This is a genomic window from Paenibacillus sp. FSL H8-0079, from assembly GCF_037991315.1.
GTDB lineage: Bacteria > Bacillota > Bacilli > Paenibacillales > Paenibacillaceae > Paenibacillus.
In genome coordinates this window covers 963,566-979,156 of record NZ_CP150300.1, presented here as the reverse complement: position 1 = coordinate 979,156, position 15,591 = coordinate 963,566, and the positions used below count along the sequence as shown (strand labels likewise).

Genomic DNA, 15,591 nt, shown 5'->3' with positions numbered 1-15,591 from the left:
GCTTAAAAATGACCGTCCTCGGTAACTTATTATGCAACCTAGCCCATCTAATTCACTTCCAGCAATTCTTATTATACCAAAAATCGATGCTCTTACCTCTTTTCAAGAGACAATTACATTTCAGGCTTCGGTTGTTTCACCGTTTTGACCCCTCTGAGTACCCGTAAGGATAACAGGAAACAGATCGCCAGAACGGCAGCTGCCGAAACGTAAGGATAGTTAATATTCACATCGAACAATGCTCCAGCTACGATTGGACCTGCGATATTCCCCAAACTGGTATACGCCGAGTTCAGTCCGGCCACAAAGCCCTGTTGTTCTTGTGCCAGTTTGGACATCTGTGTACTGATCGCCGGACGTAAAATGTCCATACCCAGGAACACGATAAATGTTACGACAAGAATGAGCCAGTACGTATGCACAAACAAGGTCAACAGTACAAATACCGCTACAAACAACAGACAGACCGAAATGACCATCTTTTCACCAAACCGATTGAGCAACCAACCGATCAGGGATACTTGCACAACCGCACCCGCGATGGAACCAAATGTAATAATAAATGCAATGTCTTTTGTCGTAAAACCAAACTTGTGATCCACAAACAGTGAAAATACCGTCTCATAGTTCGCCAGACCAAATGCCATAACAAATACAATAATCAAGCTGAAAAAGTATGGTTCACGGTACGAATTCAGCAATTGAGATACCATACCCGGAGCTTTGACCTTCGTTAAGCCAGGGATCGGTTTACTTTGTTCTCCTGTGCTTCGTGCAGATTCCGGTAAAATAATCAATGTAATGATGGATGCCAGCAGACCGGCAACCCCAGCGGCGTAGAACGGAATTCGAATGCCAAAGTCCGCAATGTACCCACCAATTCCCGGACCGATGATAAACCCGGTTGTAATGGCTGCATTAATCAAACCCATACCTTTGCCGCGTTCTTCCTCTGTTGTAATATCCGCGGTGTATGCCATAACTGCAGGGAAGATCATCGCGGCTCCAATACCACCAAGCATCCGGGCTGCGAAGAGCAGCACTGGTGCATTGACCGCACCAAACATAAACTCGGATACGGCAAAGATCAGCATACCGCCGACTATAATTTTTTTACGTCCCCATGTATCCGACCATCGACCCGCAAGTGGGGAGAACAGAAACTGGGTGAAGGAGAACGCGGCTACCAACAAACCAACCGTGAATCCGGTGATGTGCAGTAGATCCATATACGCAGGCATGATCGGCACAACCAGACCAATACCTGTAAAAACGAGAAAAATATTAAACATTAACAGCAGCAATGCGCCCCTGTTCCGTGTTAGTAATGCCATGATTCCATCCTCCGTAGTTGTCAAAATGTTGCTTAATCTTTATCTTTTGCAATCCCGTGCAAGAATACACTAGCGGCCTGACGATATAGAGCGAGAGCCTGATCGGATTCCATACCCCGTGACATCTGGCTAAGACCAATAATGGTACTTTCCAATATGAGCGCAAGATTATCTACATTGTCTGCTTTGAACTCACCGCTCTCAATGCCTTGTTCGATCATTTGTTTGTTAAATTGAAGATGCCGCTCAAACATCAAGGAGATACGCTCCTCGATATCATTTTCTTTCTTCTCCCCAGTGAAGAACTCATCGGCTGCTTTGGTCAAAGGATGATTCATATCATCCAATATCAATTGTTCCGCCAAGCCGTAGATCTTCTCCGTGGAGGTGCGGTAGAGATGTTCTTTGGCCGCCCAACTCGCTTCCCACTCCCGATCCCACTCATCGATTAAATAGAGGAACAGGCCTTCTTTACTTTTAAAATGGTAATATATATTGCCCTTGCTGCTGCCCGTCGCAGCTACAATATCCTCAATGGACGTCGCTTTATAGCCTTTTTGTACAAAAAGGGCTTTGGAAGCATCCGCAAGTTTCTTCTTGGTCTGCTCGGTTTGAAGTTGTTTTTTATTCATATTCATTCCATTTCACTCCGTCCCATGCATACTGAACATTCGTTCTGTATTTTAACAGATGCATTGAATATAAGCAATGAAAAAGGAGAATCGGCAATTATGCCAACTCTCCTTACCTGATTCATTTCATCTTTTTACCTTGACCATGTAATATTTTCAGTTGACCATTCTCGTAACCAACCTGATACGTAACCTTATATTTCGCCGTTACATAGTCGCCATCCCTACGTTCATCTGCTGTAATGACGGCGGTGACTTCTATCTCATCATTACCCTTGTCTTCAGACGAGACCTCCCCGATAACCACATAACCGGTGTTAAGATACCCCTCACGGAATTTGGCATAAGTTGTGCCGCTTTGCCAGTCACTTCCGAGTAATGCATAGGATTCGACATAGTCACTCAAGTTCAGATAGCTATAAAAGTCAGTAACCAGTGACTCGGCTTCAATAGAAGAAGCAGATAACCTCGAAGTACCTTCACCTACCATTTGGACAGCTTTTGTGATGGACGAATTGTTGGACCATGCCTGCACCTGCTTCAACACACTAGTGATCGGGATGCTAAATCCCAGTCCGGCTTCCTGTTTTACCCCAGTTGAATTAATACCAAGCACTTCACCCGTCTCTGCATTAATCAATGGGCCACCGCTATTACCGTTGGTGATGGGCGCGGAGATTTGGTACATATTCGTATAAATGTATGGTGCAATCTCGAAACTGCGTTCGACACCGCTAATGATTCCCGTTGTTACCGTGTTTTCGAAGCCTAACGGGCTGCCAAGCGCCAGAATCTCATCTCCAACTTCCGCTTTAGACTTCGCAATGGGCAACGGCTGTACTTCTTTTAAATCAGGTACTCTGATGACAGCAACATCCGTTTCTTCCCCGATCCCGATAACCGTACCTTTATATTCCTCATGATTCAACGTACGGATGGTCACTTCCTTTGATCCCTCCACGACATGCGCGTTAGTCACAACATCTCCCTGTTCATTGTATAGAAAACCGGAACCCAATCCACTGCTACTCTCAATCGTAACCACTTTTTTCTGACTCTCTTCAATGATCTGTTTACGCGTTTTCTTCACGATTGTCTTGGAGGCAGACTTCGCTTGAGGGGTTACAACCTCCTTTGCAGTGACGACAGCCAATCTGGGACCAACCTCCAATTCATCAGCCGAGTGCTGATGTATCCATAACACGCCTCCTGCCCCAGCCCCGATAATGATTGCACTGGATAGGATTGTACTCCAGGTTCTTTTGGACATTCTAACTCCCCCTACTCCAGATACCATGTTGCACTCGAAACAGATACGTCTGCTGCTTCGTACACACCATAATAATAGGTTTCAAAATAACCCTGCTCCCCGGTACCCAGTGTGACTGGATAAACATATGCATCTGTCTCACCAATATAATCACCATCCGTGCTATTAATATTGATTATCAGTGCAATTGACCAGATCGGGCGTGTACCCTTGTTAGTTACCATCCCACTAATATGTAGATCACCATAAATGTCCAGTTCCGCTGTCAGCTCTACAACACTTACTGCTCCTGTGCGATTTCTCAATTCTTCCTCAGCTGCTTGTTGTTCCGCTAACAGGATACGTTCTTCTTCCGCTTTCTCAAATGCCTTCTTCTCACGCAATATCTCTTCTCGATACGTTGTCAGTTTAACTTCCTCCGGAGCATAAGACAGCCCTTGATCAACGGTTTGCAGTGCTGCTGTAAAATTCTTTTTCTTCACTTGCTGCTCCGCCTGTTTATAGCTAATACCGGTCAGTTTATCTACAATCTGCTTCCCTACTGCTTCGGCTTCCTTGCCATTCAAGTTTGATACTGTTTTGAGTTTCTCTGCCAGACCCTCAACCGTCGTCAAAGTATCAATCTCCTTTTTCACCTTCAGTACAGCCAGCGTGACCTTTCTGTTACTTAATGCGGCACGGACTTTGGCAAAAACCGGCTCCTCTCGCTCCTTCAACACTTTGGATACAGCCTGAATTGTCTTGTCTCCTGCGGACAATTTTCCTGTTTTCAGACTTGTTGAAGCCTCGTTCAACTGATTCATCAGATTGAACGCTTTCGCCGTGATTTGGCGATCCTGTATAAGTGCATCCACATTCGGGCGTTTCGCGAGAGCCGTATCCAGCAGTTGCAAAGCCTCTTTGTATTTTCCGTCCAGTGCAGCTTGTTCTGCTTGCAGATGCAGCGCTTTTACCTCTGCGTTTATACCGCTCTCCTGATTATAATAGTACGTCAACAGAGCGCCCATTACCGCTGCCAATAGCAGGGGAATGACCCAGCTAAATGTACGACCTTGATTGGCACTTTCTTGCCTTGGTGCAGGTTGTTGTTGCCGGGATAGTGATTCGGCTGGTGCTGTTTCTTTCAATTTGGCACTACACTTTCTGCACGTGTTATCCCCCGGGCTGTTTTTCGTCCCACATACGTGACAATACACCCTGATCCCTCCATCTAAAAAAACATATGTAACCTTCACTCTCTGATACTTCAGCATGTTGCATGCTTCGATTCAAATCGCCAACGTGAATCGACATTTATCATATAGCAAAAAGGTAAAATACACCATATGTTCTATAGATATCACGTTTGAACGAGTCATACTGGATGCAAAAAACCTTCCTATTTTAATATAGGAAGGCTCTAGTTATTTTCATTTTGTCACTCCGAAGGAAAAGCACTTAGATCCATATAGGAAACTTCCCACAGGTGATCATCCAGATCTTGAAAACTCCATCCATACATGAATCCATGATCCTGTGGTTCGTTGGATGGCTTCCCTCCTGCATCGAGGGCAGCTTGTACAATCTCATCTACCTGCTCACGGCTATCTACAGACAGGGCAACGATGACTTCGGTTGTATCAGCAGCATTGGAGATTTTTTTCGAGATGAAGGATTGGAAACGTTCCTCCACCAGAAGCATGGCGTAAATATTTTCCCCGATGATCATACAAGTAGCGGACTCATCCGTAAAATTGGCGTCAAACTCAAACCCCACCTTGGTAAAAAACTCAACGGATTTCTTCAAATCTTGGACAGGTAAATTGACAAAAATCTGCTTAGCACGAATAGCCACCATGGATCACCTCGAACTCATAGAATACATTCCACCTCAAAATAACACCTCGCGAATACGCTGTCAATTGAATATAATGGAGACATTCCAACTTGTGAGGTGACACGGATGTTGCTCCGTATTGTTCGAAGTAATTAGTCGTCGGGCTGGGTCAAAACGCGTACCAGCTATCAAGGGACACGTCTGTCCATTTGATCCGATTCGACCATTTACAATAGAACGATTTCGCACAACTCTCTTGTCCTATTCAAACAAACTCACATTGGAGGAACATAAAAATGAAAAACAAAATAGATTACGCTGACTTTTATGAACGAGTAGGCCGGACGAATGGCTGGAACTTCAGCTCTCTGAATGTTGTCTCAGAGAACATCGGATGGAACTTCTATGAGGAAGTTGTTCGCCATACAAAATCATCCGACTTGTTGCTGGATATTGGGACGGGTGGTGGAGAAGCTATTCTGTCCATTGCCAAAGAAGCCTTGTTATTGGTGGGAATCGACCTTGCTCAAGGAATGATTGATACCGCACAGCGTAATCTTCTCGCTGCGGGAGCCCATCCCAATGTACGCTTTCTGTATATGGACGCAGAGACACTGGCATTTCCAGATTATTTCTTTCAAGTAGTATCATCCAGACACTCCAGATTCTCTGCTTCAGAAGTCTTCAGAGTGCTCGCTGAGGGCGGGATATTTCTAACCCAGCAGGTCAGTGAACATGATAAATCCAACATTTCAGAAGCTTTTGGCCGTGGACAAAGTCTTGGCATTCAACCTGGCACATTGATGGAACGATACAAGCATGAACTTCAAAAAGCAGGTTTCAAGGACATTCAGGCCCGTGAATATAATGTAGTGGAGCATTACGCTACACCCGAAGATTTGATGTTTCTCCTAACCCATGCACCCATCATTCCTGATTTTGGAAAGGTAGACACTGACTTTGAGCGATTCCAGCAGTTTGTGAAAGAAAATCACGACGAGAAGGGCATTCGTACCAACTCGGCACGCTTCATGATTACTGCTCGGAAATAAATGATTCCATATTGAATAAAATGAAACAAAAAAAGGCCCAGTCTCATGTTCGAACTATAACATGGAGACCGGGTCTTTTTATTATGCTTGCGAGGCTATATATTAAATCAGAGTTACTGCGTAATCTCCAACTTCTCCAAGAAAGGCTTCAATTTATCCACGACATAGTGGCTTCCGCCCCGGCCGTTCACCTCTTCAATTACAGCCGATAACAGGAAGGTCGGAGAGTCGGTATCAAACACCACGAAAAATCCGTTCTCTTGCCCCTTCTCTCCCTTCTTCGCTTTCAGTTCCGCTGTTCCCGTCTTGCCCGCGAGCCCTCCAGATATTGAGTTCAAGGTATGGGCGGTGCCTCCCTGCCGGGAAACAACTTCTCCCAAAGCATCCTTAACCGTATTAGCGGCTTCCGGAGTAATAATCACCTCAGGGTCAGTGCTTTCTTTTCCCTCGATCAGAACAGGATTCACCAGTTTTCCTTCATTAATAAAAGGTGTAAATGCTGACGCAAGATGAATCGGGGACATTAACATCTCCCCTTGCCCGTAGGACGTATCAGCGAGTAACACCTCAGATGACAGATTCAGATTTGCTTCGTTGGCATATTGGCTCGGCTTCAGATACAGTTCATCCAGTCCAAAGTTATCGCCAAAACCAAACTTCTGGATCCCATCAATAAACTTGGCGTTGCCCATCTCGATCGCTTCCATGGCAAAGTAAATATTATCCGAGTACACCAGTGCATCGACCATATTCACCGGAGATAAACTCTTCACACGCTTGACATAATAACCGCCCCAACTATCATCTTTACGCCATTGCAAACCAGAAATATCATGTGTTTTGTCCGCTGTGGTCACCTTCTCCATCAGACCCGCTGCGGCTGTAATCGCTTTGAAGGTTGATCCCGGAGCATACCGGGTAGTGACTCTGTTGATAAAAGGAAGCTTCTCATTTGCCGAGTACGCATCCCACTCTGCCTGAGTAAGTCCTGTAACCATCTTGTTTGGGTTATAGGAAGGCGCACTGACCAACGCCAGCAGGTTACCGTCCGCCGGATTCATTAGAACCATCGCACCGGCGTCTCCTCCGCTGGATAATGTCTGATACAATTGCTTTTGTTGTTTGGAGCTAATCGTCAGTTGCACATCCTGTCCGTCTACAGCATCCTTACGAATAAGCTCGGAGCGGGAGTTGCCGGACTCATCCGTGATTTCAATCAGACCGCCACGTTCACCGCGCAGCTGTTTCTCCATGGACTGCTCCAAGCCTGCTTTGCCGATCCAATCCTCTGCGCGATAATACCCTTCTGTATCCTTATCCAGATCTTCTTTGGTGGCTTTGCGCACGTAACCAATCAGGTGTGCAGCTGCCTCACCGAGTGGATAATAACGGATTTCCTTGCTTTGCATCGTAACCCCGCTTAAAGACGCTGGTACGTCAAACTCCTCCGTGGAAGCAATCGGAACAAAATATTCCGGCTTCACCCATGTCTGCGCAAGCGCCTTGTGAATGGCATCTTCCGAAATCTGATAATGGCTCGCGATTCGAGCAATCATCTGATCCGGGTTATCACCCAGTTTCTCAGGTACAATACCCCATTCATTCATCGTACCCTGGGTAGCCAGCGGCAAGCCATCACGATCCACAATGTTTCCACGATCCGGGAACAGTGTTCTCACACGTACCTTGCTACCCTTAATCATGTCAGTCAGGATCAACGAAGGCTGCCAGTTAATTTGCCAGTTTTTGCTCCCATCCTCAAGCTCCTGCCGGACCAGTTTCAGTGTATGTGTCTCACTAACTTCTCCCAAAAAGGTTGTCAGTTGCAGGTCATAGTCCACTTCATACGTATCCGCGTCTTTATTCTCTGCAGCTGTCTTACTGTCATCAGACGCCGTTTCGGCAACATCCACAGGTTTAACCTCCGCCTTGACGGTGGATACTTCCATACCTGAATAGATCGCATTGTATTTTTCGACAAATTGTTCCTTGTTCATGCCCGAGTCTTGTAGCGAAGCAGGCGTCATCAACGTATACAGCTGGTCATACTCTTTTTTCTGCAGATGCTCTATGTACTGATTCACGGTGGTCTGGGGCTTGGCTTCTGCTTCTTTGTTATTGTTATTGTTATTCTGCATGTATAGATACATTCCGATTCCACCTGCAAATAAGATGGGTAGCAGTCCGTACATTAATTTACGTTTGGATTTCATGGTTACATCACCTCTAATATACACTATAGATTTCCAGAGCCATTTAAACAATGAAACAAATCTGACGAATTTATCATTAAAAATAGCCGAAAGCTCACATAATATGTTTAAATAAGAAGAGTGAGATTACATACTAAAGCTTTTTTGCTATGCAAAAGGCTGAAAAGGAGCCCGATGATGGAAATCAGCTATTTTTTACTCCCCAAAGCCGAAGTGGCCTATATCAAGTCTACCGCTTCCATGAAAGATGCTATTGAGCAACTGGAATCGCAGCACTACACCGCCATTCCCGTGATTGACCAGGATGGAAAATATGTTGCTACCCTTTCCGAAGGCGATTTGTTATGGAAAATGCGAAATACACCCGGATTGACTTTTGATACGATGGATCAGGTTCAAGTCCATGAGATTAACAATCGGGTATATAATGAATGTGTATACATTGAGGCTGAAATGGAGGATATGCTGACACTTGCAGCAGACCAAAATTTTGTGCCCGTGGTAGATGTCGATCGTGTCTTCCTCGGTATTATCCGTCGTAAGGATATTATCGAATATTATACGCGTAACATTTCGGATTAGATTTAAGTGAAACATCCTGTAATAAACGAATACTCAACTCGAAAGGGTACTCCTATGGTCAATCATTGGCCGACTGGAGTACCCTTTCCATTTCAAGGTATGGTCGGAATCACTCTAATTGCGTTTAGCCCGCTCTTCCTTGTAATAAATCAATACGTCCCTTGGGCTTCCTTGAAATGCACGCTCTTTGCCGAACTCATACGCCTGATGCAGATACGAATATGCCTCGTCATGCTGTTCAAGCCTCATGCAGATCATACCGAGATCGATCAACGGACTTGTACTTCTATCCGAACTCCGCGTACTTAACGATATCTCAGCCCACGGCTTCGCCAGTCCATACTGCTTCAGATCGATATGTGCATTCGCATGACAGGATGCGATCCAGCTCGCAATCTCCCATTCCATCTTCGGCTCGGGCAACATGCCCCATGCCTGATCATAATAGATAAGTGCTTGTTCATGCTGCTGCGTCTCATCCAGCACATTACCAGCTTCTACCGTTTCAATAATTTGTCGCTCCAGTTCGGCATGTTCCGGTGTGAGATCTTTCATTGCACCATCTCCTCCTCCAGTACGAAATACCACTCCAGAAAATCATTGAAATTGAGCCACTGCGGCTTACTCTCACCATTAAGAAATCGTTCGATGGACTCGCCTAATTCCACCAGCACCACTTCTCCCGTCTGACGGTTGTAGAAGAATCCACCCTCACCTTCAAAACTATCCAGTGGAATATACGCTTCCGGTAATCCCAATGTGAGCTGTGCTACAGTCACGTCTTCCATATATACGGTATTCTCCATAAACCAGCAGATCTGATACAACTCCTGATGCCTGCTGTAGAAGGTCGGCCCATCCTCTGCATGTAGATAAAACTGTGAAAAATCCGACTGAAGATCAATCTCCAGCTTTCGCATTGCCTCTTCGTATTCTGCTGGAACATCTTCATGCCACCAGCCTTGCTCCCGGCAATGATCAATCACTTTATTGGATAACATCGTAGACCTCCAAATTCAATTTTGCTCATAATACATGTTCAAAAAGAGCGGTTTTCAGTACCAAGAAGATGGGATGAAGGTAGAAATGGAGTAGCGGAGCGTAGGGAAAACTACGTGAGCAACCGCAATGTTTCCAAAGGAAACATACTTCGTAAGCCTCCCACTTATTTCGGCTGAATGCCATATTCGATGCTGATGATGCCTCCAGGCATCCTTCGTAATCAAAAACGGACTTTTTGAACAACCACAGGTATCCACACTTGCGGTGGTGCGCCGTGACCTCTGTACACTTCAAGTTCCGGAATCCCTGCATGCTGATATGAAGTGGAAGGAAACCACTCTGTCATAATATAGTGCCACAACCGTTGTATCGCTTCCGGTTCTAGTTCTTCAGCTTCAAATACAACCCAATGGGACGCGGGAAGTTCGATGGACACCAAACCTTCAGGCACTTCACCTGCGTGGGAGGTAGCAATCCAGTACTCCATTTGTTTGTCCTGCAGCTCTCGCTGATCAATACAGATGCCCACCAAACCGGGAATGGCCCCGTTATTGAACCCGTTTAAACGTTCCTCAATTCCGTCTGCCAAAGCATCCTGCCACATCTTAGGAATTTCTCTTAAATTCTCACCATCCACACAAGAGAACGTTCGTTTGATGCCGACAAAGGTAAGAGACTGTTGTTCGATCACATTATGATTCACATTCAATAGATGAACTCCTCTCCGAGAGCGATATGGGGCATGGTTCTCCATGACCCATTCATGAAACCATTGTTTCATATACGGTATGTATCTCCGTTATGTCCTACAGATACTGTATCAAAAGAGAGGAATGATTGGAAATAACGCAGGTACTCCTGTCCATATGAAAAGAAAACTTACCTACCAATCGTTCCTGCTCAATACAGAGGGATAGAGTATGCAGGCTCTTTCCCGTCCTTCATTTCCTTATTCTGGTGCAACTTTCTCCCTAGACGTTCGTCTAACTACTGATTAAATTTAAAGGAGATGACTATGCGAATATCTTGCAGCCCCGGTTTTCCTGGAAGCATGATTGGATCGATTGATCTTCAGCCATCGAAGTATTACACCCCACCTTCCAGTAACAGCCAGATTACAGATCATGTTGATCCTGAACTCGTTACCATTCCCTATGTGGAAGATCCAGAATTCGGATCACACTTTGACGCCATGAAGATCATGAACGGAACTTATAAAGATGAAATGCATGTGAGCTATGATGTCGAGTTTACGATTGACGTGGACAAAAAAGGTTACATTACGCAATTTGAGCATACGTTCCAGCTGGAACGTTATCTGGATCTGGTTCGCACACAATCCTATAAAGTGATCAAGACAAACTGGCGCGGACAAACATTTCACGTAATGACATACAGTTACCTGGAGGAAGTCATTCATCCGAAGAACGTTCTTTTTAAATGTAATCGTGCGGAAGATGTGTTTGTAGTAGCTGAACTTGTTCCGTATCGTGTTGGTGGCGTTGTGGTGCAACCTGATAATCTTTACCTGCATTTCCGTGCACTAATCTCGTCCCGAAATGATCTGTACCCTTTAGATTATATGTGTGAGCCTGATTTCGACCTGAGTCTTTGACTAAAAAAGTAGATACATATGTAGAAAGAGTACAAGCTGTCCCGAATTAGCAGGGTAGCGTGTGCTCTTTTTTTCACAAATTGAACCACCATTCCTGCTAATTCAAATACCCTAATTCACACGCTCGACCCATGCACTCCATACCTTTCTCTAAGCAAAACCAACTGTAATGACGATGAATATAGCATGATGCTGTACATGCATATGTTCTTCGTACGTTCAGAATTGAGAGGGGTTGGAAACATGGTTTATCCGAAAAGTAAAATGCATTCGCTGTTCGCACTGCCCTTGGCAGGCCTGTTGTTTCTGTTATGGGGTGCTCAAGCGGCACATGCAGAACAGATCGACAGTTTGCTGCCAGAGCGAAGTCAGCAGGAGATTGTCCAGAAGTGGAATCAGTGGATGAATGGCAACGATACATCTCCCCTGTATACAGAGACACCTTCCACAAGTGCTCCCTACTCTGCTGGTGTGGTAAATGATGCCTATCTGAAACAGGGGCTGAACGCAGCCAACTTTTATCGTTTTATCACAGGTCTACAGGGCGATCTCGTCCTTGATCCTACATTGAATCGTCAAGCCCAGCATGGGGCTGTTGTGGTCTCCACGGGTGGGTACCTGTCCCATTATCCAAAACAGCCAGGAGATATGCCAAAAGATTTCTTTGACACAGGTTCAAAGTCTGCCAGCAGCTCCAATCTGTATCTTACCAGCAGTGCCAAGAATAACGTCCTGACAAAGAGCATCCAGGCCTACATGGATGATTCAGATGCCTCCAATATTGATCGACTCGGTCATCGGCGCTGGATTTTGAGTCCACAACTGCAACGAATCGGATTTGGACTCGCCACTCGTAGTGAAGCAGGCAAGACATATGATCAGTACTATAGTGCCATGCAGGTATTTGACAAGAGCAGAACTGGGGGAACTTCGTTTAACTACAGTCTGTTCCCAAATCAGGGCGCCTTTCCAATCGAAGCCTTTGGCAGCACACAGGCCTGGTCTGTTCAACTGAATACAGATGTATTCGCGAAGCCATCATTGTCTGACGTAAAGGTCGAGATGACTCGGACTTCCGATCAACGTACGTGGACCTTTAATGCCAAGAACCAGAACAGTGGCTTTCCAACCGGTTATTACAATGTGGACCCTGCGGATACACAATGGTTTAATCAAGCCTATTTCAATGTAGAGACAGGTGGATATGGATATGGATACGCCATTATCTTCCGTCCCGATGATGTGCAATTGTTAAAGAACGGCGATACGTTCAACATTCGAATTACAGGTCTGCAAAAGAAGAACGGTACAGCAGCGGAAATCTCATACTCCACGCGTTTCTTCCATGTTGACGGTGTTCAAGATACCACTCTTACCCGCATAACGCCAGGACAACAAAACCTGAACGTTCGAGCAGGAGAACAGATTGATCTGCCTTCGATCACTGCCGTGAATGATAACGGAACATCCTATGTTCCACAGTCTAACGTTTCCTTCACCACGACGTCAGATCGCATTGCCATCAAGGATGGAAAAATAGTCGGACTTCAGGCCGGTAAAGCCGAAATCCGGATTCGTTTTGAAGGGAAAGAAGCGGTTGTCTCTGTTACGGTCACAGGAATCCCCCAATTAACTGATATCCGTACACATTGGGCGAAAGATGCCATTCAATGGGCCGTTCAACAGGAGATGGTCAGTGGATACGAGGATGGAACGTTCAAACCCAACAATCAGGTGAGTGAAGCCGAATTCCTCTCCATGTTGTTCAAGCTGTATGCGAATTCCGATGTCATTCAGAGTATTGATGCTGTGGAGGGACAAGGTGCCAAAGGGAACATCTGGAGTGATCGTTACTATACCTATGCTTCCGCGTTGAATCTGAATCTGGATGCCAGCAAGCAAAATCCGAAGTTGCGCAATCATGCCTTGAACCGGACAGAAGTAGCTGTGATTGTATCTGGTCTTGGCGGTAAAAATTATATCAAGGATGAAGATGCCATCCGGTATCTGCTGAACATGGGCTACTCATCCGGCAAAACGGCAGCTACGGTGCAAGGTTATGCGGGACATGAATCCTTGACCCGGGCAGAGGCCGTTGTTTTTCTCCAGAACCTGAAGGAAAAAGGCTTCGAACTACGGGGCAGACCGAAGAATGTTACTGAAGCTACCGAAAACGAAAAGAACGGCGGGCTTCCGGATCAGACTATGAAAGCAGTCTATTCTGCCGAGCACACGCTGGTCCTTCAAGGTACGTTCCCGGCGTATGCTAACCAGACAATGCCGATCAAAATTTATGGTCCTTCGCCTGCTGTAAACCACATCCAGACGCAGCAGGTTACAACAGATGCCTATGGCAATTTTAAACTAACGGTAAGTAACCTTGATGCGCAGGAACTTAACCTCTATGTGGAAGTACGCAAAGATTATTCCTATTGGATCAGTGTAGAGGCAGGGCACACTGCGATAAGTGACTATACGGAGTAACAACAATTAACCTGTAATGTGCCATTACTCAGGTAGCATTCAATATGAACTAACCTAAATAGGGCACCTCACGGAACAGGTACGGGATAACCAAGCGTTATCCTCATACCATTCTGGAGGTGCCTTTTTTATTTTTTTCACATATGAAATTTAGAGATAAACGACGGGCTTATTATGCTGTGTCAGCGTTAAACCCCCATTTCGCTATTGGAGCGAGCCGTGCCGCCACGTGGTGTGAAATTGAAATATCCTTCATCCAGTTGCTCCGTCTTGGGAAGGTTGCGGGATACGCGATCGAACATCCAGTATACACCTACCAAAACAACGGTAATTCCACATAAGGTAATGACTGTAGAACTCTGTAGCCAGACCCCCAACGTACCGCCGATCAAGCTGCCTATTGGCATAGCTATGCCGCTTAAAGCCATCGTCGCGGAGAAAACCAAACCCAAATATTGCTGCGGCACCCCCTTCTGCACAACGGTATTGATGATGACGTTAACGGCTCCGCCGGGAACCCAGGCCAGTCCGTATACCAGAATGCTCAGCCAGCTCCATGGGGTAAATATACATCCGATCCAAGCGATCCCGGAGATGATGTATGCCACAGAATACAACCGACCCAAACGCACATTTTCCAGTCTGAGATACGGTGCACATGTTGCGCCAATGACACTACCGAGCGCCTGTGCCATCAGCATCAACCCGTAGATACCAGCTCCGCCGATCTCATCACTGTATATGGGTAGCACACTGAATGTCGCTCCTCCCGCAGCATTAATAACCATAATGCCAAAGAGCAATTTGGCCAATGCCGACCGTGTAAGCAGCATGATTCCGCTCACTAAATCATCCGTGTAATTTCGAAAAAACAAACGCATTCTTGACGGTGTACTCTTGTTCACCGGTTCAATGATCTCATCGTATGTATCCTGTTCCTTCTTCATTTTCGATTCCATGATATAAGGAGCAATCCGCAATTGGGAGAATAACAGCGCACCTATGAAGAAACCGATGGCATTCCAAAAATACAGAGATACCGCGCCCAGTGCAACAATGAGGATCCCGGAGATGGCATTGCAAGCCACATCGATACCCTGATAAGCGATGGAGAACAGAGAATTGCCCTGCGTGAGTTGGTGTTTCTCCAATACTCTTGGCAGAGCTGACATCTGAACCGGATACACCCAGGTATTACAGATATTCAGAATAGGGGTGATCACCAATACCAAGCCTACGCTCAGAAAATCATAGTACGCTGCAATCGGCACAATTAATAACAATAAGGCCTGAATTAACTGACTGTATACCAGAATCCCCCGAATCGGAATCCGATCTATCATTGGTCCGGATAACAGTTGAATAATTTTCGGCAAAATGGACAAAAAACCTGCGAGTCCTGTATAAAATGAGGATCCTCCCAGATTGTAGACCAGCCACATGGCGGATACGGCGTATAAACTATCTCCAATATTGGTCAAGATTCTGCCAAAAAACATCAAACTGAAGTTCTTGTTTTTGAAAATCTCCATGGCTCACCTCCGCCTACGTCGAACCTGTATCTCATTCATCCATCTCTTCCATCCGGCTA

General features: G+C 45.6%; 14 protein-coding genes. 4 read left to right on the top strand and 10 right to left on the bottom strand.

The window, feature by feature from the left end; genetic code table 11:
* Nucleotides 1–113: 113 nt before the first annotated feature.
* The 5 genes from MHI06_RS04360 to MHI06_RS04340 form a co-directional block, all read right to left on the bottom strand.
* Nucleotides 114–1,334 (bottom strand): MFS transporter, encoded by a 1,221-nt coding sequence (locus MHI06_RS04360; RefSeq protein WP_100526411.1) that lies wholly within the window; start codon nucleotides 1,332–1,334, stop codon nucleotides 114–116.
* A 32-nt stretch (nucleotides 1,335–1,366) separates the two neighbouring features.
* On the bottom strand, nucleotides 1,367–1,966 hold the full coding sequence (locus MHI06_RS04355; RefSeq protein ID WP_062836340.1) for a TetR/AcrR family transcriptional regulator: 600 nt from the start codon (nucleotides 1,964–1,966) through the stop codon (nucleotides 1,367–1,369).
* Between the two features lie 121 nt (nucleotides 1,967–2,087).
* On the bottom strand, nucleotides 2,088–3,236 hold the full coding sequence (locus tag MHI06_RS04350) for a trypsin-like peptidase domain-containing protein (protein ID WP_340400581.1): 1,149 nt from the start codon (nucleotides 3,234–3,236) through the stop codon (nucleotides 2,088–2,090).
* Between the two features lie 11 nt (nucleotides 3,237–3,247).
* Nucleotides 3,248–4,363 (bottom strand): hypothetical protein, encoded by a 1,116-nt coding sequence (locus tag MHI06_RS04345; protein WP_340400580.1) that lies wholly within the window; start codon nucleotides 4,361–4,363, stop codon nucleotides 3,248–3,250.
* A gap of 290 nt (nucleotides 4,364–4,653) precedes the next feature.
* Nucleotides 4,654–5,070, bottom strand: coding sequence for a VOC family protein (locus MHI06_RS04340; RefSeq protein WP_340400579.1), 417 nt, complete (start codon nucleotides 5,068–5,070; stop codon nucleotides 4,654–4,656).
* A gap of 278 nt (nucleotides 5,071–5,348) precedes the next feature.
* Between MHI06_RS04340 and MHI06_RS04335 the strand changes: the two genes are divergently transcribed.
* Nucleotides 5,349–6,104: a class I SAM-dependent methyltransferase gene (locus tag MHI06_RS04335; protein WP_340400578.1), complete on the top strand. Its 756-nt coding sequence runs from the start codon at nucleotides 5,349–5,351 to the stop codon at nucleotides 6,102–6,104.
* Nucleotides 6,105–6,217: 113 nt separating this feature from the next.
* Here the strand turns inward: MHI06_RS04335 and MHI06_RS04330 are convergent, their stop codons facing one another.
* Nucleotides 6,218–8,317 carry a penicillin-binding transpeptidase domain-containing protein gene (locus tag MHI06_RS04330; RefSeq protein ID WP_340400577.1) on the bottom strand — a complete coding sequence of 700 codons (2,100 nt, stop codon included), beginning with the start codon at nucleotides 8,315–8,317 and terminating at the stop codon, nucleotides 6,218–6,220.
* Between the two features lie 177 nt (nucleotides 8,318–8,494).
* On the opposite strand from MHI06_RS04330, the gene MHI06_RS04325 reads away from it, so the two are divergent.
* The gene (locus MHI06_RS04325; RefSeq protein WP_062836321.1) at nucleotides 8,495–8,899 is read left to right on the top strand and encodes a CBS domain-containing protein; all 405 of its coding nucleotides are present in this window, start codon (nucleotides 8,495–8,497) and stop codon (nucleotides 8,897–8,899) included.
* Between the two features lie 114 nt (nucleotides 8,900–9,013).
* On the opposite strand, the gene MHI06_RS04320 is transcribed toward MHI06_RS04325, so the two are convergent.
* From MHI06_RS04320 to MHI06_RS04310, 3 genes are all read right to left on the bottom strand, one after another.
* Nucleotides 9,014–9,454 carry a hypothetical protein gene (locus MHI06_RS04320; protein WP_340400576.1) on the bottom strand — a complete coding sequence of 147 codons (441 nt, stop codon included), beginning with the start codon at nucleotides 9,452–9,454 and terminating at the stop codon, nucleotides 9,014–9,016.
* A complete protein-coding gene (locus tag MHI06_RS04315; RefSeq protein ID WP_340400575.1) occupies nucleotides 9,451–9,900 on the bottom strand; it encodes a hypothetical protein in 450 nt (149 codons plus the stop codon). Before MHI06_RS04315 ends, MHI06_RS04320 begins: the two co-directional genes overlap by 4 nt.
* Before the next feature lie 221 nt (nucleotides 9,901–10,121).
* A complete protein-coding gene (locus tag MHI06_RS04310) occupies nucleotides 10,122–10,604 on the bottom strand; it encodes a GyrI-like domain-containing protein (RefSeq protein ID WP_340402048.1) in 483 nt (160 codons plus the stop codon).
* 312 nt (nucleotides 10,605–10,916) lie between these two features.
* On the opposite strand from MHI06_RS04310, the gene MHI06_RS04305 reads away from it, so the two are divergent.
* Nucleotides 10,917–11,516: a hypothetical protein gene (locus MHI06_RS04305; protein WP_340400574.1), complete on the top strand. Its 600-nt coding sequence runs from the start codon at nucleotides 10,917–10,919 to the stop codon at nucleotides 11,514–11,516.
* Between the two features lie 243 nt (nucleotides 11,517–11,759).
* Nucleotides 11,760–14,000: an S-layer homology domain-containing protein gene (locus MHI06_RS04300; protein WP_340400573.1), complete on the top strand. Its 2,241-nt coding sequence runs from the start codon at nucleotides 11,760–11,762 to the stop codon at nucleotides 13,998–14,000.
* Between the two features lie 188 nt (nucleotides 14,001–14,188).
* Here the strand turns inward: MHI06_RS04300 and MHI06_RS04295 are convergent, their stop codons facing one another.
* Nucleotides 14,189–15,532 (bottom strand): MFS transporter, encoded by a 1,344-nt coding sequence (locus MHI06_RS04295; protein ID WP_340400572.1) that lies wholly within the window; start codon nucleotides 15,530–15,532, stop codon nucleotides 14,189–14,191.
* Between the last annotated feature and the right edge of the window lie 59 nt (nucleotides 15,533–15,591).